Source organism: Paraburkholderia sp. CHISQ3 (genome assembly GCF_030464945.1).
In the GTDB taxonomy this organism is placed as follows: Bacteria; Pseudomonadota; Gammaproteobacteria; order Burkholderiales; family Burkholderiaceae; genus Paraburkholderia; species Paraburkholderia megapolitana.
The window spans coordinates 239083-258134 of record NZ_JALPRG010000005.1 but is presented as its reverse complement, the minus strand read 5'-3'; the positions used below and the strand labels follow the sequence as shown (position 1 = coordinate 258134).

Here is a 19052-nt window from a genome sequence, read left to right as displayed (position 1 = left end):
GCACAGCGCAAGGAGGTTTCATGACTACGGTACGACATCATTTGTTTGGACTGGAAGCGGAAGTCTCGATCCTGGAGCGCGGTGCCGACGACGTCTGGATGCGCTGGCTGGAGCCGGGACGCTGTCACTATGGCGAGCAGAGATGGGCCGCGACCGTCGCGCGGGGCAACGGCAGGTGCGCTTTGACTGGCGCACCGATACGGCGCGGCGACCGGATCTTCAGGCCGACCGGGCGACCGCGTCCATCTAACGCGAATGTGCTGATTCTGGCGGATCAGATCGTGAAGATTCTCGATAGCGCACCGGTGGGTGAAGCTGGTTAGTGTGGGTGAATTTCGCGCCGTCACCCCAGCAACGGCGGCAACTCATCCTTCAGAAAATCGACGAACGCGCGCACCGCCGGCATCATTCCGCGGCGCGTCGGAAACAGCGCGGCAAGTCGTCCCTCTCGTGAGCGAAACTCCGGCAACACGACGCACAGGGTCCCGGTTTCGAGCTCGCGCGCGCAGGCATAGAGCGGCAGGCTCGCGATGCCCATTCCTGCGAGCGCCGCTTCCCTCAACGCCGCGAGATTGTCGCTCTGCAGTCGCGGTTGAATCGTTCGCACGAGCGCCTCGCCGTGTGCATCGATCAGGCGCAGTGTGGTCACCGGTTTGTTGATCGATTCGTAGATCAGCAGATCCCCCTGAGGCAGCGCGTCCGGCTCATCGATCATCCCGGTACCTGCGAGGTACACAGGGCTCGCCACGAGCCCCCAACGCGCCGTACCGAGCGGCGCCTGAACCAGGCTGGAAAGCTCCACGTCGAAACTCAACCCGCGCACCACCACATCGATGTGTTCTTCGACAAGATCGACCTGGCGGTTGCTTGCCTCGATCGCGAGCCGCACCTTCGGGTAACGCAGCATGAAGCGGGGCAGCAGTCTGGCCAGCAGGACGTCGGTGATCGCCACCGACATGCTGACGCGCACCAGTCCCGTCGGCTCGGCAGTCCGGCGCCGGACTGCTTCTTCGCCGGCCTGCGCTTCGGCAATCATGGCCCGGCAGTGCGTGTAAAGCTCCTCGCCCGCATCGGTCAGGCTCAGTCTGCGCGAGGTTCGCTGCAACAACCGAACGCCGAGACTCGCTTCGAGATGCGTGACGCGCCGGGAGATGTGGGACTTGCTGATGCCGAGCAACTCTCCGGCGGCAGTAAACCCGCGCTGCTCGATGACCTGAGCAAACAGGTAGAGGTCGTTCAGATCGAGAGAGGTGGAGTTCATTCGACGTCCAGGTCGCCTTGGGAGAATCCATTCTATCGTTTCCTGTGAGCAACGATAGGTTGATAAATACCCTATTTATCGCCAATCGTTGCCTGCATATGATTCATCTCAACCGGAACAGATACGAACCGGACAGTCCGGCAAAGCGTCGATACGCCGATGCCGCATCCAAATGTCACTGGTACAAACATCATGAAACTCTCCAATCTTCTGAAAGCTGTCGTTCTCCCCCTGGCTATCGTTGCCACCTCCGCTGCTACGGTTCAGACCGCCAGCGCGGCGCCCGCGACGAGCGCGGTTGCACCTTCGGGCGCGCCGTACTCGCTGCTGTCGCGCGACAACACCGTGCTGGTGCTGGTCGATCATCAGATCGGTCTCTTCACCGGTGTGCGCGACATCGATGTCGGCGAACTCAAGCACAACGTGGTGGCGCTCGCCAAGGCCGCGAAGACGCTCGGCATCCCGATCATCGTCACGGCGACGGTGCCCGACGGCATGTGGGGCCCGACGATCCCCGAACTGACCGCGGCGCTTCCGGGCGTCCCGGTGATCGCCCGGACCTCGATCAATGCCTGGGATGATCCGAATGTCCGCGCTGCCATCGAGAAGACCGGTCGCAAGCAGGTGTTGATCGCCGGTGTTTCGCTGGAAGTTTGTGCCACGTTCCCGGCGCTGTCGCTGAAGGCCGCCGGCTACGATCCACGTGTCGTGCTCGACGCGTCCGGTACGTTCAGCGATGCCAAGCGCACGGTTGGATTGCAACGCCTCGCGGGTGCCGGCATTCCGGTGACCGACTACGCGACGGCCGGCGTGGAAATGCTCCACGGCAACGACGATCCGAAAGCCCAGCAGGTGTACGCCGATCTCGACATGCCGTTCGCCAACCTGGTGTGGCAGTTCAAGAACGTCAAGGCCAAGTGATACCGATGCAATGACCCGATCCGGCGAGGACCCGCAGCGTCTTCGTCCGGACAACCTCGAAACCGTCCGCGCCCACGTGCCCGGACGGTTTCGGGCTTAACGCTACAGTGAGAAGGAGTATCGCCATGGACAAGTTCGTGCGTGTGTCGCCTGTCGTCGCCGGTCACGATATGACCATCGGCAAGGCATTTTGCGCAAAGCACTTCAGTGAGGAATCGTTTGGTGGCCTGGTGGACCCCGTTGTCATGCTCGATCATTTCCACATGACGCGTCCAACCTTTGCGGTGCATCCGCATGCGGGCATTTCGGCGGTGACCTACGTGTTCGAGGACGCGACCGGGCCGCATGTCAATTACGATTCGCTCGGCAATCAAGGCCCGATCAATCCGGGGGCGTTGCACTGGTTTGCGGCCGGGCGCGGCGCGGTCCACACCGAGCAGCCCGAGGGCGACGAGCAGCACGTCCACGCGCTGCAGATCTTCGTGAATCTGCCGGCCAGCAAGAAATTCGACGCGCCTTATGCCGTGCATGTGGAACCGCACGAGATCCCCGAGATCGAGACTCCCGGCGTTCGCGTGCGCGTGGTTTCCGGTAGTAGCAACGGCGTGAGCGCCGATCACACGTTGCGGTTACCTGAACCGTTTACTCTGCTGGATGCTTTCCTCTCGCGTTCGTCTGCATTCCGCCACGAGTTATTGCGTGGATGGAGTGCGATGATCTACGCCGTTTCGGGAGCGTTGCAGATCGAGGTTGGGGGCGAGGCGCGGCAACTGAAGGCGGGAGAAGCCATTGGCGTGGCTCTGGATGAAGACGCTGCACAGAGCACTGCGGCCATTCAGTTTGCTTCTACTGAGGGCAGCCACTTCGTGGTGCTTTCCGGTCCGACGCTGGATGAACCGATTGCGAAGCACGGGCCGTTTGTCATGAATACGCACGAGCAACTCGAAGACCGCTTCAGGGCGTTTCAGAACGGTGAATTTGGACAGGTCGCGATGGCGCAGTCTGCGAGGCCGTGATCTTCCCTTGTCCCGATGCTCCGGTGTGCGTGATCGGGTGGTGCTGTCGGACACGCTCAATGCGCAAGCCGGGCACGGGCGAGTTGTCCCAGCTTGCGGACGCCGTTTTCGATGCGCTCGCTCCATTCATATCCGGCGCTCAGGCGCAGACAATTCCGGAAGCGCCGGCCGGCGGAAAAGACATCGCCAGGGGCAAAGCAGATGCCTTGCTCGAGCGCCTCGTCGAAAAGCGCACGTGAATCGAATCGCTTCGGCAGTTCGAGCCAGAGCACAAAACCGCCGGCCGGTCGACTCACTTTCGTATCGTCGGGAAAGCTCGCTTCGATCGTTCGTGTCATGCGCGCAAGATTCTCTTCGAAGGCTGGACGGATACGCCGCAAATGCGCGTCGTAAGCACCGCTCGCGAGGAAGTCCGCCAGCGCGACCTGCGGCAACATCGGACCGCACAGACTAAACGCAAGCTTGCGTTCCATGACCTGCTGCATGTAGGCGCCCGCCGCGATCCAGCCGATCCGGTATCCGGGCGCAAGGCTCTTCGAGAACGAACTGCAGTAGATCGTATTGGCGCTACCGTCGAGCGCGATAAACGGTTTTGGCCGCTCGCGAGCGAAGTGGATATCGCCGTAGACATCGTCTTCGATCAATGGCACGGCATGTCGCGCGAGTAGTGCAAGGAGCGCGCGCTTGTCGGCTTCGGCCATTATCGAGCCAAGCGGATTGTTGAAATTCGACGAGAGCAGGCAAGCTGCTACCGTTTCCGTCTCCAGCAGGCGAGCGAGTGCCACGATATCGACGCCGCGCACGGCATCGGTGGGCAATTCGAATGCCTTCAGGCCCAGCATTTCCAGCGTATGCAAAAACCCGAAGTAGGTGGGCGATTCGACCGCGATCGTATCGCCGCGTTGCGCAACCGTAGACAGCGCGAGCACCAGTGCTTCGGTGCAACCGTTGGTGACGAGCACATCGTCGGGGGAGAGCGCGTGTCCGAAGCGCATCGCGCGCTTCGCGATTTCCTGACGCAGATGCGGCTCGCCGTGCGGTGGGCAATAAACGTTGTAGCGTGCGCCGTGCTGTCGCGCAGCCCGTGCGAGCGCGAGATCGAGCCGCTTCGATTGCAATAATGCCCCGTCGGGTACCGAACAGCCGAGCGGAACGAGCCCGGAATTCGAGGCGTGTTCGAGCAGTGTCGCGACCGCTCCGCTGATCGATACGGTCGACGCCTTCGTGCGCGGGCGCGATGTGGACGGCAATGCGAGCGTGCCACGGTGCTTCGCGGCGACGTAAAAGCCAGACTGCGGCCGCGCGACGAGGACGCCGCGATCTTCGAGCAGACGGTACGCCTGCAGCGCCGTGGCGATGCTGATGCGATGTTCCTCGCTGACTGCGCGCACCGAGGGTAGCCGCATGCCTGGCTCGAGCGCGCCATTGTCGATCATGCCGACGATGAGCTCGGCCAGTTGCTCGTAAAGGTACGAAGCGTGCGTGTCCACGGTAGCGCCCGTCACGGAAGAATGCGCCATTATCGAGCCGCAAATGAGCGATCGGCAAGCAAAACTGTGCTGGTTCAATCAGTTGAAAACTGTGACTGTTATGGTCGGTCCATGAAGGCTACGATGGTTGGGTTCCTACGCCGAGACTTTCCAGATGAATTCCGACGCACAACAAACACGTGGCTTGAACGAACCGGACGCCCATGCGTGGCGCGGAAGATTTCCGTACAACGAGATCATTTCGCTGCTCGATGTGAATCGACCGTTCAACCTGGCCGAGAGCACATCGCAGGACCTGACGGTTGGCGAGTTGATGGATCTCGCGGGGCTGGAGCGCATTCGCGATCTGAAGCTCGGCTACGGCACATCGGCCGGCGGGATCGCGCTTCGCACGGCCATTGCAGATGCCTGCAAGGTGCCCGCCGAGCAGATCGTCACGACGCAAGGTACCGCGCTCGGACTCTTTCTTCTCGCGTTCGAAGTATGCCGCGCCGGCGACGAAGCGGTTCTCGCGACACCGTGTTTTCCGCCGAGCCGCGACAGCCTGCTTGGTGTCGGCGTCGAGGTTCGCGAAGTGACGCTTTCGTTTGAGAACGGCTATCGGCTGGATCTGGAGCAGATCGAGGCGAAGCTATCGCCGAAGACCCGCCTCGTGAGTATTGCTTCGCCGCAAAACCCAAGCGGCGTGCAGACATCGCGCGCGGAGATCGAGAAGCTGCTGGTGCTGATGGAAAAGCGCTCGCCGCAGGCGATACTTTTTGTCGACGAGACTTATCGGGAAGCCAGCTATGGCGACAAGGCCGTGATCGAGAGTTTTGCGGGACTCGACCCGCGCGTCGTCACCGGTGGCTCGGTATCGAAGGCGCTCGGTGCGCCGGGTTTGCGGACCGGCTGGCTCACGGTGGCGGACGATGATCTGCGTGCACGTCTCGTTGTCGCGAAGATGAATACTGTCATCTCGGGTTCGGTGCTCGATGAGGCGCTGGCCACGGTCCTGTTGCGCAATAAGGAGGACGTGCTCGCGCCGCGCCGACGGTTGCTCGCCGCGGCGCTCGATGAACTGACGACCTGGTGCGAGAGCGAACGCGCTCGCGTCGAGTGGGTGCGGCCCGATGCCGGTGCGTTGTGTTGCGTACGCCTGCGCTCCGACGCGTTCGACGATGCGGCGGTTTCGCGCTTCTGGGATCTGTTGCCGCAACACGATCTGCAACTGGCGTCCGGTGCGTGGTTTGGTGAAAGCAGTCGCGTGTTCCGGCTGGGCTTCGGGTATCTGCCACCCGAACGTCTCGCGCCTGCGTTGTCGGCGATTTCGGTTGTTATGAACGCTGCTACCTCGTATCGGTCGTGAAGACTCGAGATTAAGTGGCCGGTGGCTAGAACGTCGACCTCTAAACACATGGAGTAAAAGCATGAAAGTACGAATCGCCTATATCGAGGAACCGCCGTTCTACTGGACCGGCGAAGATCGCGCCCCAACGGGCTCCGACATCGAACTCGCCGATGTGATCCTTCGGGCGATCGGTGCATCGTCTATCGAATATGAACTAACCACGTTTCCGGAGTTACTGCTGGGTGTACAGGCAGGCCGCTGGGATATGAACGTGCCGATTTTCGCAACGGCCGAACGCGCAAAGGACGTGGCGTTCAGCGTACCGGTCTGGACGCTTGGCGATGGCTTCGTGGTGCATCGGGGTAATCCGAAAGCACTGACGAGCTACAAGAGCGTAGCGGCACGCAGCGACGCACGGCTTGGGGTCATTCCTGGTCAGGTGCAGTTCGACGCCGCAAAGTCGGCTGGTGTGAGCGACAGCCAGATCGTCGCGTTCAAGGAGCAGTCGGAAGCGGTCGCCGCATTGTTGGCAGGAACAATCGATGTATTCGCAGCCACCGCGGTGGGCAACCGTGCGATTGTCGATGCCAGCCCGGAACTGGAGGCAGTCGCTCACGAAAGTAGCCGGGACGGCAAATCGCCTGTCGGTGCGTTCTCGTTCAGCAAGAGCAATCACAGCTTTTTGCAGGCGGTCAATACACAGCTTCGCGAGTATCTGGGTTCGGCCGATCATCGCGCGCGGATGGCGAAGTATGGAATCACGCACACCGAGATCGATGGCGTAGTAGTGGGTAAAGACACGAAGTAATCCGCTTCGTGGAAAGACGCGAATGTTCAGAACGGAGGCCACGATGAAGCGTTCCTACAAAGTAGTCGATGTGTTTACGCATCGACCGCTGCTGGGTAATCCAGTAGCCGTGATACTGGACGCAGACGATTTAAGCACCGACGCGATGCAAGCAGTCGCGCGCTGGACGAATCTTTCCGAAACGACTTTTGTTCTTTCGCCCACGATAGCCGGGGCCGATTACCGCCTGCGGATTTTCACGCCGCGAAACGAGCTTCCGTTTGCCGGGCATCCGACACTTGGCAGTGCCTACGCCATTCTTGAGGACGGGCGTGTGTCGCCTCGTGCAGACGGTCGGTTGATTCAGCAATGCGAGATCGGCCTTGTCGAATTGACTGTCGAAGGGCAAGGCGACAGTCGCGAACTGACGTTCAACCTGCCGCCTGCGAAGATGACATCGCTGCACGTCGCCGATATCGCGGATCTGGAACGCGTCCTTAGTTGCAACGTGACTGCGAGGACCGTACCCGCCATCGTGAATGTTGGGCCCAAATGGGTGATTGCACAGTTGAACGACGCCGCTTCTGTCATCGATCTGCGGCCCGATCTTGCCCGGCTCGCCGAGTTCGAACGGCGCCTCGGTGTTACGGGTTTGACCGTGTTCGGCGTGCACGGGCATGGAGATGCAGCCATCGAAGTGCGGACTTTTGCGCCGTCCTGCGGAGTCGAAGAGGATCCCGTGTGTGGAAGCGGCAACGGTAGCGTGGCTGTCTTTCAGTGGGAACGTGGCCTGTTGCCGCGCGATGGAGCGGACTACGTCGCTGCGCAAGGGCGCTGTGTCGGTCGGGATGGACGAGTGAAGGTGAGTGTGGATGCGGGTGGCAAGGTGCGTGTCGGTGGTGCTTGCGTCACGTGTGTGGAAGGCTCGCTTACGCTTGCGGACATTTGATAAATATCTATAACCACTCCGCTTAAGTCGAGTGCAGCGATTACACCGCGCTGACATTGATTCATCAAGCATTTCTGCTTCGAATCGACATCCTCAAATTTCCTCTCCTTGAATTGGAATCGGTGTGCACGTCGCCTATGCTCAGTCCGGCGTGCCATTCGATGACCGAAGCAAAAGAAATTCCATTTACATCGTTATTCCAGATGGATCGTGTATCGGTTGTTACCCGTGCAGAACAACAACTCCCGGAATGAGCATGTAAAAACCCTTCTATGGAGAATCAACCATGAATCGCGTTTCCAGTTTTCTGTTGAAACGGCTGATGGCGGTGACCGTAGTCTCGGTGGGTCTGCTAGGGATGGCGTCTGCAAATGCGGGCACGACCAACGTTAGCAACGCGCAGTTGCGGCGCGTGAGCGATCTGCCGGCCAATACCGCGCCGACCACGGTGCCGCTCGATTATGTCGTCACACCGAACGGGTTTTTCCCGTCGGAGTGTGTGCACGAAATCAAGCGAGGTGAAACGTTGTTGAGCCAGTTGCGTGTCTTGAGCGCGGATGGCAAGACGGTGCGACAGGAAGCGATCTGTGCGCGGCCGCACTACACAAAGCAGGGACAGCGTGTCGATACCGCAGCGGGGATTCGTCGCGATGCCGCGTCGGGCACGAAGCCCGATAGCAGCGGTGGTTGGTATGAGGCGTTGACGTACGTGAACGGCAGCACCGGTACGCGCCAGTTGTCCGCCAACTGGACCGTGCCGTCCGCACCGTCGGTCGAGAACGGGCAGGTTGTGTTCTTCTTCCCGGGCCTCACGCAGTCGAATTATTCCGGCACGATCCTGCAGCCGGTATTGCAGTGGAACGAGTTCGGCAACAACTCGTGGCAGTTCTCGAGCTGGAATTGCTGTGGTGCCGATGGCTCGGGCACGATCAACTACAGCACGCCTATCGATGTCGCTGTGGGCGATCAACTGGCTGGATCGATGACGCAAACCTGTGCGGTCGGGTCGAGCAGTTGCGCAAGCTGGAATATCGTCAGCGCCGATCAGACGACCGGCCAGAGCACGACGTTGAAGACCAGTGGCAATAACACGGGATCTAGCGGTCAGGTCTACAACTGGCTCGATGGCGCAGTGCTGGAGGCTTACGGGGTGACCGCCTGCAATCAGTTCCCGGCCGACGGCAGTGTGCATTTTTCGTCGATCTCGGCGCATGACGCGAACAACCACGTGATCACTCCCACGTGGTCGTCCGACGCGAATGGGATCGGCTATGTCACGAGCCCGGCGTGCAACTACACGTCGTCGGCGACCGCGACCGATAACTGGTTGTACTACTGATCACACGCTCAAGGCGAAATAAGATCCGCAAGCGCGACGTGCGTTTCAGTTACTGCATCTGCATGCCTGTAGACGACCGCGACGCTCGGCACATTGGGCGCCTGAAGCATTGCCCTGATCTTCGATAACGTGGAAGCGTCGGCCTTAAGCGGGCCGACTCTTTCTATCAAATCGCCTGAGCGAACTCCCGCTGCGGAAGCCGGGCCGTCCGCGACGACGTCAAGCACCTGAAGCCCACGCTGCGCCGATAACCCCAACCACATACCGCTTCGATCGTACCGATCCGACGCGGCGAATTCGGCGCCTTTCGAAAGCCACATCACGTGACGGCCGTAGTCGAACGACACGCGAAACCGTTTGAGCACCCCCATCCCTATGTTGCCGGCGCGATCTGTCTGGGTAAAAGCACCGGCCTTCTGCAGCGACAGGCGGGTGACCGGAGACGGTAACGTCACATCACCGATCGAAAACGCAGTTGGCCGCCCGACCAGTCCGCGAATCGGCCCGCCACCGCCATATCCGGTCATGGCCTCGACCGTGTGCCCCATCTTTTCATTCAAGGCATGTGCCTGCCAGAACGCATTGAACAGCGTCAGGCTGAACCGGTCGCCGGTATCGATCTGAAACAGGCCCGTTGTGCCCGCAACCGTCGCTTCGATCAAGGGCATCTGGTTCTCGTCCAGTGAGAACGGCACCTTGATTGCGTCTGCGGGTGGCTTGAACTGCGCTTCGCTCTCGATGACGAGTTGCCGGCGGGCGGCATCGAGGGTCAACACGTGCTGCTGGAATATCTCGACGCCAAGCACGCCTTCGAAGTGCTGGAATCCCAGCGCCTGGCTTAGTGCGCTCGTGTCCATCGCGGGAGCGTCCAGCGCGCCGATTGAGAATGGGCCGACGCTTAGATCGTCCAGATGAACCACCGGGAACGACAGTGCGTGTTCGCCGGCGCCGGTTCCCGTGCCGGTGTTGACCGCAGGCAGCTTCAAACTTTCTGCGAGCGCGGCGCTGACGGTGGAACTCGACGAACCTGTGTCGAGGATGAACTGAAAGGGTCCCTTTGCATCGACCGTTACGCCGACAAACGGACGGTTATCGATGATCGAGAGCGGAAGAACGGCGGTGTGCGGCGAGTCCGCAATCGTCGCGGATCGCGCCGCGGTGCTGCACAAGAACAGTAAGGCTAGCAAGGTCGGCCGTGCGACGCGCATGTTCATCACCGTATTCCTGTCGGAGGCGGAAATTATAGGGCAGCTCGATTGCACGGGAAAACGTCGCCCGCTCTTTGTCAATCGCTGGACCGCAGAAATAGAAAGCATAAAAACTTGATTGACCGCTGCACGCCCGGTCCCTACACTCTAACCCATCTTGTCATAACAAGTTGAGTTCACTGTGCCGAAGTCCTCGGGAAACCTGATCCAGCTGTCCCCGGCGCCGCTTTACGAGCAGATCAAGACGGCGTTGCGCGCGAGCATTCTCGACGGTACGTACCCGCCGCATAGCCAGATGCCGTCGGAAAGCGAACTGTGCGCGACCTTCGACGTGAGCCGCATCACCGTGCGCCAGGCGCTCGGCGATCTGCAGAAGGAGGGCCTGGTGTTTCGCCTGCATGGCAAAGGCACCTTCGTCTCGAAGCCGAAGGCGTTCCAGAACGTCACCGCGTTGCAGGGCTTTGCGGAGGCGATGTCGTCGATGGGCTACGAGATCGTCAACCAGTTGCGCGTGCTGCGCTTCGTGCAGGCAAACGCGCATGTCGCGGGCAAGCTCGCGTTGCCGGAGGGCGCGCGTGTCGCGGAGATTCATCGCGTGCGGTTGCTGAACCGCGAGCCCGTGTCGCTCGAAGTGACGTGGGTGCCCGAGGAACTGGGCAAGCGTCTCTCCAACGCGGACCTCATCACGCGCGACATTTTTCTGATCATCGAGAACGATTGCGGTATCGCGCTCGGCCGCGCGGACGTGTCGATCGACGCGATCCTCGCCGACGACGAACTCGTCGATGCGCTGCAGGTCGAGGAGGGCGCGCCGGTGTTGCGCATCGAACGATTGACGCATGGCGCGGACGGCGCGCCGATCGACTACGAGCATCTGTATTTCCGCGGCGACGCGTTCCAGTACCGGTTCCGCGTCGACCGGCAGAAAGCGAAACGAACCGCGAAGGGGGCACGATGAATACGCTGGTGAGCGAATACGATGTGGTCGTCGTGGGCGGCGGCACGGCTGGCCCGATGGCGGCTATCAAGGCAAAAGAGCGCGACCCGTCGCTGAAGGTGCTGCTGCTGGAAAAGGCGAACGTCAAGCGCAGCGGCGCGATCTCGATGGGCATGGACGGGTTGAACAATGCGGTGATTCCCGGTCATGCAACACCGGAGCAGTACACAAGGGAAATCACGATCGCCAACGATGGCATCGTCGATCAGTCTGCCGTCCACGCCTACGCGCAGCACAGCTTCGCAACAATCGAGGAACTCGATCGCTGGGGCGTGAAGTTCGAGAAAGACGGCACCGGCGACTACGCGGTGAAGAAAGTGCATCACATGGGCTCGTACGTTCTGCCGATGCCCGAGGGTCACGACATCAAGAAGGTGCTGTACCGGCAACTGAAACGCGCGCGCATTGCGATCACCAACCGGGTCGTCGCAACGCGTCTGCTGAAGGATGCGCAGGGCAATGTATGCGGCGTACTCGGCTTCGATTGCCGTACCGCAGAATTTCACGTGATCCGCGCGAAGGCCGTGATTCTCTGCTGCGGCGCGGCCGGCCGGCTCGGCTTGCCGTCCTCGGGCTATCTGATGGGCACCTACGAAAACCCGACCAACGCCGGCGACGGTTATGCGATGGCATATCACGCGGGCGCTGCGCTTGCGAACCTCGAATGCTTCCAGATCAATCCGCTGATCAAGGACTACAACGGTCCCGCGTGTGCGTACGTCACGGGGCCGCTCGGCGGTTTTACGGCGAACGGCAAGGGCGAACGTTTTATCGAATGCGATTACTGGAGCGGCCAGATGATGTGGGAGTTCTATCAGGAACTGCAGAGCGGTAACGGCCCTGTGTTCCTGAAGCTCGACCATCTCGCCGAAGAAACCATCCAGACAATCGAGCAGATCCTGCATACCAACGAACGTCCGAGCCGCGGCCGCTTTCACGCGGGGCGCGGCACCGACTACCGGCAGCAGATGGTCGAGATGCATATTTCGGAGATCGGTTTCTGCAGCGGGCACAGCGCGTCGGGCGTGTACGTAAACGAGCGCGCGGAGACGACGGTGCCCGGCCTGTACGCAGCCGGCGATATGGCAGCGGTGCCGCACAACTACATGCTAGGTGCGTTCACGTATGGCTGGTTCGCCGGCACTAACGCCGCGCAATACGTGGCGGGTCGCGAGCACGCGCCGCTCGACGAAGCGCAGATCGCCGCCGAACGCGCGCGTATCTACGCGCCGCTCGAACGCGAGACAGGGCTCGCGCCTGCACAGGTCGAATACAAGCTGCGACGCATGGTGAACGACTACCTGCAGCCGCCGAAGGTGACGCGCAAGATGGAAATCGGTTTGCAGCGCTTTGCGGAGATTGCCGAAGACATCGATGCGATCAAGGCCCACAACTCGCACGAACTGATGCGCGCCGCCGAAGTGCGCGCGATCCGCGACTGCGCCGAAATGGCCGCGCATGCCTCGCTGTTTCGCACGGAGAGCCGCTGGGGCCTATATCACCATCGCGTCGATTATCCGCAGCGCGACGACGCCGAATGGTTCTGCCACACGCATCTGCGCAAGGATGAGTTCGACCGCATGACGAGCGCGAAGCGCGCAGTGGAGCCGTACATCGTGCCGCTCGATGCGCGCGACAGCGACGCCTATCGCAACCTGCGCATCGCTGTGCCTGCAGCTGTGCCAGCCTGAGATGACCCTAGCCATGTCCACGACACCCCACGATATCTTTCAGCGCAGCGCTGCTCCCGTCACGATCGACGAAGACCTGTGCATCGCCGACAAAGGCTGCACGGTTTGCGTCGACGTCTGCCCACTCGATCTGCTCGCGATCGATATGACTAAAGGCAAGGCCTACATGAAGTTCGACGAATGCTGGTACTGCATGCCGTGCGAGAAGGACTGCCCGACGAATGCAGTGAAAGTCGAGATTCCCTATCTGCTGCGCTGACATGACCGATTCCTCGCTACCACTCACCTTCGATCCCGCCGCGCTCGACCCCGAAGCGGCGCAACTGCTACCGCGCCTCGCATCGCCGGATGCGGCCGTGCGCCGCATCGCGCTGCTCGCGCTCGCCGATCTCGAAGACGAAGCCGTATTGCCGCCGATCGTGGCAACGCTGCACGACGACGCTGCATCCGAGGTGCGTGCGGAAGCGGCACAGGTGCTCGGTGCGTGGGAACGCGACGACGTGGTCGAGGCGCTGTGCCGCGCGCTGATCGATGCCGACGCCGCTGTGCGCGACGCGGCCGCGCTGAGTCTCTCGCAGTTGAAGGACGTGCGCTCCGGGCCGATCCTCGCGCGCTGGAGCGGACACGCAGAGCCGCTCGTGCGTGCGGCCGTGCTTCGCGCCCTGCGTGAATTGCGCTATGCAGGCGCACGCGAGCCGGCGCTTGCCGCGCTCAATGCGCCTGAAGCTGCTGTGCGTCTCGAAGCCGTCAGCGTGCTCGGCTGGTTGAAGGATCGCAGTGCGCTCGGAGCGCTTACCGCGCTCGTCACTTGCGATTCACATGCCGAGGTGCGCCGCGCGGCAACCGGCGCACTCGGTCTGGCAAGCGCCGCGGACGCGCAAACGGTCGATGCACTGCTGAGTGCGTTACGCGACGACGCGTGGCAGGTGCGCGAAGCAGCCGCGACCACGCTAGGCAAGCTGGCCGCGGCGGATGCGTGCAATGCACTGCTCGCGGCACTCGATGACGCGTACTGGCAAGTGCGTTTGCAGGCGGTGCGCGCGCTCGGCAGGCTGCACGACGTTCGCGCGGTCGAGCCGGTGGCCGGCTTGCTGACGCACGCGATCAGCAATCTGCGCAAGGAGGCGGCGCTGGCACTCGGCGAACTCGGTGACGCACAGGCGCGGCCGGCGCTTGAAGCTGCTGCCGCCGATGCCGACCCCGAGGTACGCAAGGCGGCGCGGATTGCGCTGGCGCAGATCGACGGGGTGCAGCGGTGAACGTACCGCAACAGGTGGCCGTCGATGCGGCCGCGCGCACGTTGACGCTGCGATGGGACGCTGCACGCGTGCAGACGCTCGATCATGCGGTGTTGCGAACGGCGTGCCCGTGTTCGACCTGTCGACGTGTGCGTCTCGCGGGCACTGTGGTACCCGCGACCAAAGATATCGCCATCGTCGACGTGCAACCGATGGGCTATGGCGTGCAGATCGTATTCAGCGACGGCCACGCGCAAGGCATTTTTCCGTGGGCGTATCTGGAGACGCTTGTTACGAACCAACGCGTTGATACAGGCGAAAAAAGACCCGCATGAAGCGGGCCGAACTGTTACCGGAGTTTCGCGAGTTCATCGCATGCAGGATCGTAGTCACTCAGTGTGAAAGCCTCGTGAAAGTAATCGACTCGGCACGGAATCACTGCTTCAGAGATCGAAAAACACGGTTTCGTTTTCGCCTTGCATATGGATGTCGAAGCGATAGACGGCGTTTCCTGTTCCAGGCTCGCGTCGCGCGATGAGCGTGGCGCGACGTTCGGCCGGTACCGTTGCGAGTACTGCATCGCGCTCATTGGCTGCCGCCTCGTCATCGAAATAGATCCGCGTGAACGTGTGCAGCAGCATGCCGCGCATCGTCACGACCACATTCAGATGTGGCGCTTCATCCGCCGACACGCGGCCCGGCTTCACGGTATCGACGATAAAGCGCCGCTGCGGATCGGTCCCGGTACCCACGCGCGCAAAGCCGCGAAACCCGCTCGCCGAACATTCCTCCCGCGACGCCGGATAGCGGCCTTCGCTATCCACCTGCGAGAGTTCAAGCATCGCATCGAAGATCGCCTCGCCATTGCCGTCGAACACCCGACCCACGATCGTGATGTGCTCGCCCTTCGCTTCGCGATCGGCGAGCGTTGCAGTGAACAGGCTTCTGAAGTCGAAGTCGTATTGCTGCGGGCAGAGTCCGTAGGCGAAATACGGGCCGACTGTTTGCGACGGTGTTTGTTTGAGCGTCGTCATGTTCAGCGCTCCATCGGGGTGTCGTTGCGGCCGCGCAGCACGATGTCGAACTCATAGCCGAGCGCGAAACCTTCTTCGGTCACATCGAGCGAGAAACGCGAGATGAGGCGCTCGCGCGCATCGGCGGGCGTGCCCTGGTAGATCGGATCGAGTGCGAGCAGCGGGTCGCCGGGGAAATACATCTGCGTGACGAGGCGCGAGCCGAAGTAGTCGCCGAACAGCGAGAAGTGGATGTGGTTCGGCCGCCATGCGTTCGGATGATTGCCCCACGGGTATGCGCCTGGTTTGATTGTGAGGAAGCGATAACGGCCCTCGTTGTCGGTCAGACAGCGGCCCGCGCCGAGAAAGTTCGGATCGAGCGGGGCGTCGTGCTGGTCGGACTTGTGCACATAGCGGCCCGTTGCGTTTGCCTGCCAGATTTCGACCAGTGTGTTGCGCACCGGCCGCGCGTTCTCGTCGAGTACGCGGCCGGTCACGATGATGCGTTCGCCGAGCGGTGCGCCGTTCACCACGGCGTTGCGCGTCAGGTCGTGGTCGAGTGCGCCGAGGTCTTCCGCACCGTAAACCGGCACGTGCTGGTCGCGTAGTCGCTCCTTCAGCGGGATCAACGGGCGCAATGGGCCGCGTTTCACCGACGAGCGGTAGCCAGGCTCGATATAGGCGGGGTGCGATGCGAAGTCGCGTGGAGTGAGGATGGAGTTGTCCATCGGGTGTCTCCGTTGAGGGATGTATAGGGGGCGCAGCGTATGACGCGACTTTATCTAATCCGAGAAGTTATGCAAAATGACGTTTTCTAGTGTTTCGTATAACCATCCGTTATGCAACGTAGCCTTGCTGACAACCGCGTCAAATTTCGCCATCTGCAGTGCTTTCTGGCTGTCGCGCAGTTCGGCAGCGTGCAGAAGGCAGCCGAGAGCCTGTCCGTGACGCAACCCGCCGTGTCGAAGACGGTGGCCGAACTCGAGGCGATTCTCGATGTGAAGCTGTTCGAGCGCGGTCGTCACGGTGCCGTGCCGACCCGCGAAGCACAGCTGTTTCTGCCGCATGCCAGCGCGTGTCTGAGCGCGCTGCGGCAGGGCGTCGACCTGCTGGCGGGCACGCAGGGTGCGATAACGGCAACGCTCGCGGTGGGCATGCTGCCGACCGTTGCGCCTTCGCTGGTGCCGCCGGTGTTGCGGCGTTTCGCGGCACAGTGGCCGCAGGTGGTCGTGCAGCTTGCCACCGCCGCAAACGGCGATCTGCTCGAGCAATTAAAAGCAGGGGCCATCGAATTCGCCGTCGGGCGGCTGGCCGACCCGGAGCGGATGGTCGGTCTGAGCTTTGAGCAACTGTACGGCGAGCCGCTCGCCGCCGTGGTGCGCGCCGGACATCCGATGGCGAAGAGCGCCATGCCGGCCGCCGCATTGCTCGACTACCCGGTGGTGCTGCCGCCGTACGGCACGATCATCCGCCAGTCCGCGGAAAGCCTGCTGACAGTGTGGGGTGTGCCGCCGCTGTCGTCGTTCGTCGAGGTGCTGTCGGTGTCGGTGGGGCGTGCGCTGGCGCTCGCCAACGACGCCGTCTGGTTCGTCCCGATCGGCGCAGTCGAGTACGAACTGGCGCACGGCGTGCTGGTGCGCTTGCCCCTGCCGTTTGCCGGTACCGACGAGCCGGTCGGACTGATCCTGCGCGCGGACTCGCAGCCGTCGCCGGCCGGGCGGGCGCTGCTCGACGCGGTGCGGGCGGTGGCGCGGGAGCGGCTGGCGGCGCCCGGCGGCGCGTCATCAAAGCGCGGACGCAAGGCGGGAGGCAGGCGGGGGAACGCGGCGGATTGACATTCTGCGTTGCGGGTAGATAGGCCTAATAGGCCCACAGGGTGCGGGGCCATCGCTTCGAGCAAACATCGCCGAACGCCCGCATCGCGCTCCCAATTCCGCCGCAACGGCCATCGCGCCGTGATCGCGCCGGGCTCCTCCACGAAAACGGCGACTTTCTGCTATCGTCGCGGGCATGCAAACGATCCTATCCGTTTCGAATCTCTCGAAAACCTACGCGTCCGGATTCCACGCACTCAAACAGATCAACCTCGCGATCCGGCGCGGCGAGATCTTCGCGCTGCTCGGCCCGAACGGGGCCGGCAAGACGACGCTGATCAGTACGATCTGCGGCATTGTCCGGCCGACCGAAGGCACCATCACAGTGGCCGGCCACGACATCCATACGTCGTACCGCGCGGCCCGCTCGATGATCGGCCTCGTGCCGCAGGAATTGACTACCGATTCGTTCGAGACCGTCTGGGCAACCGTGTCGTTTAGTCGGGGCCTGTTCGGCAAGCCCGCGAACCCGGCGTACATCGAAAAGGTGCTGAAGGACCTGTCGCTGTGGGACAAGCGCAATAACAAGATCATGACGCTGTCGGGCGGCATGAAACGGCGCGTGCTGATCGCCAAGGCACTGTCGCACGAGCCGCAGATTCTCTTTCTCGACGAGCCAACCGCGGGCGTCGACGTCGAACTGCGTCGCGACATGTGGAATCTCGTGCGGGGCCTCAGCACGAGCGGCGTGACGGTCATCCTGACGACGCACTATATCGACGAAGCCGAAGAGATGGCTGACCGGATCGGCGTGATCAACGGCGGCGAGATCATGCTGGTCGAGGACAAAGCCGAACTGATGCGCAAGCTCGGCAAGAAGCAGCTGACCGTGCAACTCGAAAGTCCGCTGACTACCGTGCCCGCGCAGCTCGCCGACTATCGCCTCGAGTTGTCGGGCAACGGCAGCGAACTCGTGTACACCTACGACACCCACGACGAACACGCCACCCAGGCGGGCCAGGTCGGTGATGATCGGCCGGTCGAGCGCAGCACGAGCATCGTCGCGCTGCTCAACGCGCTGAGCGATGCGGGGATCCGCTTCAAGGATCTGCAGACGACGCAGAGTTCGCTGGAAGACATCTTCGTCGGGCTTCTGAAGGGCGGCCGCAACGGCACGAACGGTACGAGCGGCGACGCGTCGGACGACAACGATAAAGGCAGTACATCATGAACATCCACGCAATGCGCGCGATTTACCGCTTCGAAATGGCGCGCACCTGGCGCACGGTGATGCAGAGCATCATCGCGCCGGTCATCTCGACGTCGCTCTATTTCGTCGTGTTCGGTTCGGCGATCGGTTCGCGTATCAGCCAGGTGGGCGGCATCAGCTACGGCTCGTTTATCGTGCCTGGACTCGTCATGTTGTCGCTGCTTTCGCAGAGCATTTCGAACGCGTCGTTCGGCATCTACTTTCCGCGCTTCACCGGCACCATCTACGAGTTGCTGTCCGCGCCGGTGTCATATGCGGAGATCGCTATCAGCTATGTCGGTGCGGCCGCAACCAAATCGATCATCCTCGGGCTGATCATTCTCGCGACTGCGGCACTCTTCGTGCCGCTGCAGATCCTGCACCCGTTCTGGATGATCCTGTTTCTCGTGCTGACGGCGGTGACGTTCAGCCTGTTCGGTTTCATCATCGGGATCTGGGCGGACGGCTTCGAGAAATTGCAACTGGTGCCGCTGTTGATCATCACGCCGCTGACGTTTCTCGGCGGCAGCTTCTACTCCGTCGATATGTTGCCGCCGTTCTGGCGCATCGTCACGCTGTTCAATCCGATCGTCTATCTGGTCAGCGGGTTTCGCTGGAGCTTCTACGGTCTGGCCGACGTGCATGTCGGCGTGAGTCTCGGTATGACGGTGGTGTTTCTTGCGGTGCTGATGGCGGTTGTCGCGTGGATCTTCAAGACGGGCTATCGGCTCAAGACCTGAGCGATGTTT

At 61.9% G+C, this 19052-nt stretch carries 20 protein-coding genes; 15 read left to right on the top strand and 5 right to left on the bottom strand.

The features are described 5' to 3' along the window. The first annotated feature begins 20 nt into the window (after positions 1 to 20). Positions 21 to 323, top strand: a complete 303-nt coding sequence (locus tag M0D65_RS13870; protein WP_266253181.1) for a DUF3331 domain-containing protein — start codon at positions 21 to 23, stop codon at positions 321 to 323. A 20-nt stretch (positions 324 to 343) separates the two neighbouring features. On the opposite strand, the gene M0D65_RS13865 is transcribed toward M0D65_RS13870, so the two are convergent. After that, positions 344 to 1261, bottom strand: a complete 918-nt coding sequence (locus tag M0D65_RS13865; protein WP_266253180.1) for a LysR substrate-binding domain-containing protein — start codon at positions 1259 to 1261, stop codon at positions 344 to 346. Between the two features lie 192 nt (positions 1262 to 1453). Between M0D65_RS13865 and M0D65_RS13860 the strand changes: the two genes are divergently transcribed. Both M0D65_RS13860 and M0D65_RS13855 read left to right on the top strand, forming a co-directional pair. Next, entirely contained in the window at positions 1454 to 2182 is a 729-nt protein-coding gene (locus tag M0D65_RS13860; protein WP_091008924.1) for an isochorismatase family protein, read from the top strand. 170 nt (positions 2183 to 2352) lie between these two features. Continuing rightward, entirely contained in the window at positions 2353 to 3198 is an 846-nt protein-coding gene (locus M0D65_RS13855; protein WP_266253179.1) for a pirin family protein, read from the top strand. A 56-nt stretch (positions 3199 to 3254) separates the two neighbouring features. Here the strand turns inward: M0D65_RS13855 and M0D65_RS13850 are convergent, their stop codons facing one another. Then, positions 3255 to 4718, bottom strand: a complete 1464-nt coding sequence (locus M0D65_RS13850) for a PLP-dependent aminotransferase family protein (RefSeq protein WP_266253178.1) — start codon at positions 4716 to 4718, stop codon at positions 3255 to 3257. A 124-nt stretch (positions 4719 to 4842) separates the two neighbouring features. Between M0D65_RS13850 and M0D65_RS13845 the strand changes: the two genes are divergently transcribed. The 4 genes from M0D65_RS13845 to M0D65_RS13830 all read left to right on the top strand — a co-directional run bounded on the left by M0D65_RS13845 (position 4843) and on the right by M0D65_RS13830 (position 9093). Then, positions 4843 to 6036 (top strand): pyridoxal phosphate-dependent aminotransferase, encoded by a 1194-nt coding sequence (locus M0D65_RS13845; RefSeq protein WP_266253177.1) that lies wholly within the window; start codon positions 4843 to 4845, stop codon positions 6034 to 6036. A gap of 61 nt (positions 6037 to 6097) precedes the next feature. Continuing rightward, on the top strand, positions 6098 to 6826 hold the full coding sequence (locus tag M0D65_RS13840; protein WP_266253176.1) for a transporter substrate-binding domain-containing protein: 729 nt from the start codon (positions 6098 to 6100) through the stop codon (positions 6824 to 6826). A gap of 43 nt (positions 6827 to 6869) precedes the next feature. Beyond that, positions 6870 to 7754 (top strand): PhzF family phenazine biosynthesis protein, encoded by an 885-nt coding sequence (locus M0D65_RS13835; protein ID WP_266253175.1) that lies wholly within the window; start codon positions 6870 to 6872, stop codon positions 7752 to 7754. A 286-nt stretch (positions 7755 to 8040) separates the two neighbouring features. Further along, positions 8041 to 9093 carry a hypothetical protein gene (locus tag M0D65_RS13830; RefSeq protein WP_266253174.1) on the top strand — a complete coding sequence of 351 codons (1053 nt, stop codon included), beginning with the start codon at positions 8041 to 8043 and terminating at the stop codon, positions 9091 to 9093. An 8-nt stretch (positions 9094 to 9101) separates the two neighbouring features. Here M0D65_RS13830 and M0D65_RS13825 read toward each other — a convergent pair whose 3' ends face one another. Further along, positions 9102 to 10307: an aspartyl protease family protein gene (locus M0D65_RS13825; RefSeq protein ID WP_266253173.1), complete on the bottom strand. Its 1206-nt coding sequence runs from the start codon at positions 10305 to 10307 to the stop codon at positions 9102 to 9104. Positions 10308 to 10482: 175 nt separating this feature from the next. On the opposite strand from M0D65_RS13825, the gene M0D65_RS13820 reads away from it, so the two are divergent. Genes M0D65_RS13820 through M0D65_RS13800 form a run of 5 tightly spaced genes read left to right on the top strand, consistent with a single transcriptional unit; the run spans position 10483 to position 14562 of the window. After that, the gene (locus tag M0D65_RS13820; protein WP_266253172.1) at positions 10483 to 11259 is read left to right on the top strand and encodes a GntR family transcriptional regulator; all 777 of its coding nucleotides are present in this window, start codon (positions 10483 to 10485) and stop codon (positions 11257 to 11259) included. Continuing rightward, positions 11256 to 12989: a fumarate reductase/succinate dehydrogenase flavoprotein subunit gene (locus tag M0D65_RS13815; RefSeq protein ID WP_266253171.1), complete on the top strand. Its 1734-nt coding sequence runs from the start codon at positions 11256 to 11258 to the stop codon at positions 12987 to 12989. Before M0D65_RS13820 ends, M0D65_RS13815 begins: the two co-directional genes overlap by 4 nt. A gap of 13 nt (positions 12990 to 13002) precedes the next feature. Then, positions 13003 to 13248, top strand: a complete 246-nt coding sequence (locus tag M0D65_RS13810) for a ferredoxin family protein (RefSeq protein WP_096726158.1) — start codon at positions 13003 to 13005, stop codon at positions 13246 to 13248. Position 13249: 1 nt separating this feature from the next. Beyond that, positions 13250 to 14248 (top strand): HEAT repeat domain-containing protein, encoded by a 999-nt coding sequence (locus tag M0D65_RS13805; RefSeq protein ID WP_266253170.1) that lies wholly within the window; start codon positions 13250 to 13252, stop codon positions 14246 to 14248. After that, positions 14245 to 14562 carry a gamma-butyrobetaine hydroxylase-like domain-containing protein gene (locus M0D65_RS13800; RefSeq protein WP_266253169.1) on the top strand — a complete coding sequence of 106 codons (318 nt, stop codon included), beginning with the start codon at positions 14245 to 14247 and terminating at the stop codon, positions 14560 to 14562. The genes M0D65_RS13805 and M0D65_RS13800 overlap by 4 nt, the downstream gene beginning before the upstream one ends. A 108-nt stretch (positions 14563 to 14670) precedes the next feature. Here M0D65_RS13800 and pcaG read toward each other — a convergent pair whose 3' ends face one another. Both pcaG and pcaH read right to left on the bottom strand, forming a co-directional pair. Next, complete coding sequence (pcaG, locus tag M0D65_RS13795) at positions 14671 to 15261, bottom strand: protocatechuate 3,4-dioxygenase subunit alpha (RefSeq protein ID WP_266253168.1); 591 nt, start codon at positions 15259 to 15261, stop codon at positions 14671 to 14673. A 2-nt stretch (positions 15262 to 15263) separates the two neighbouring features. Beyond that, on the bottom strand, positions 15264 to 15968 hold the full coding sequence (gene pcaH, locus M0D65_RS13790; protein WP_266253167.1) for a protocatechuate 3,4-dioxygenase subunit beta: 705 nt from the start codon (positions 15966 to 15968) through the stop codon (positions 15264 to 15266). 111 nt (positions 15969 to 16079) lie between these two features. Between pcaH and pcaQ the strand changes: the two genes are divergently transcribed. From pcaQ to M0D65_RS13775, 3 genes are all read left to right on the top strand, one after another. Continuing rightward, positions 16080 to 17075, top strand: a complete 996-nt coding sequence (gene pcaQ / locus M0D65_RS13785; protein WP_266253166.1) for a pca operon transcription factor PcaQ — start codon at positions 16080 to 16082, stop codon at positions 17073 to 17075. A 175-nt stretch (positions 17076 to 17250) separates the two neighbouring features. Next, positions 17251 to 18285, top strand: a complete 1035-nt coding sequence (locus M0D65_RS13780) for an ABC transporter ATP-binding protein (protein ID WP_266253165.1) — start codon at positions 17251 to 17253, stop codon at positions 18283 to 18285. Next, complete coding sequence (locus tag M0D65_RS13775; RefSeq protein ID WP_266253164.1) at positions 18282 to 19043, top strand: ABC transporter permease; 762 nt, start codon at positions 18282 to 18284, stop codon at positions 19041 to 19043. The genes M0D65_RS13780 and M0D65_RS13775 overlap by 4 nt, the downstream gene beginning before the upstream one ends. The last annotated feature ends 9 nt before the right edge of the window (positions 19044 to 19052 follow it).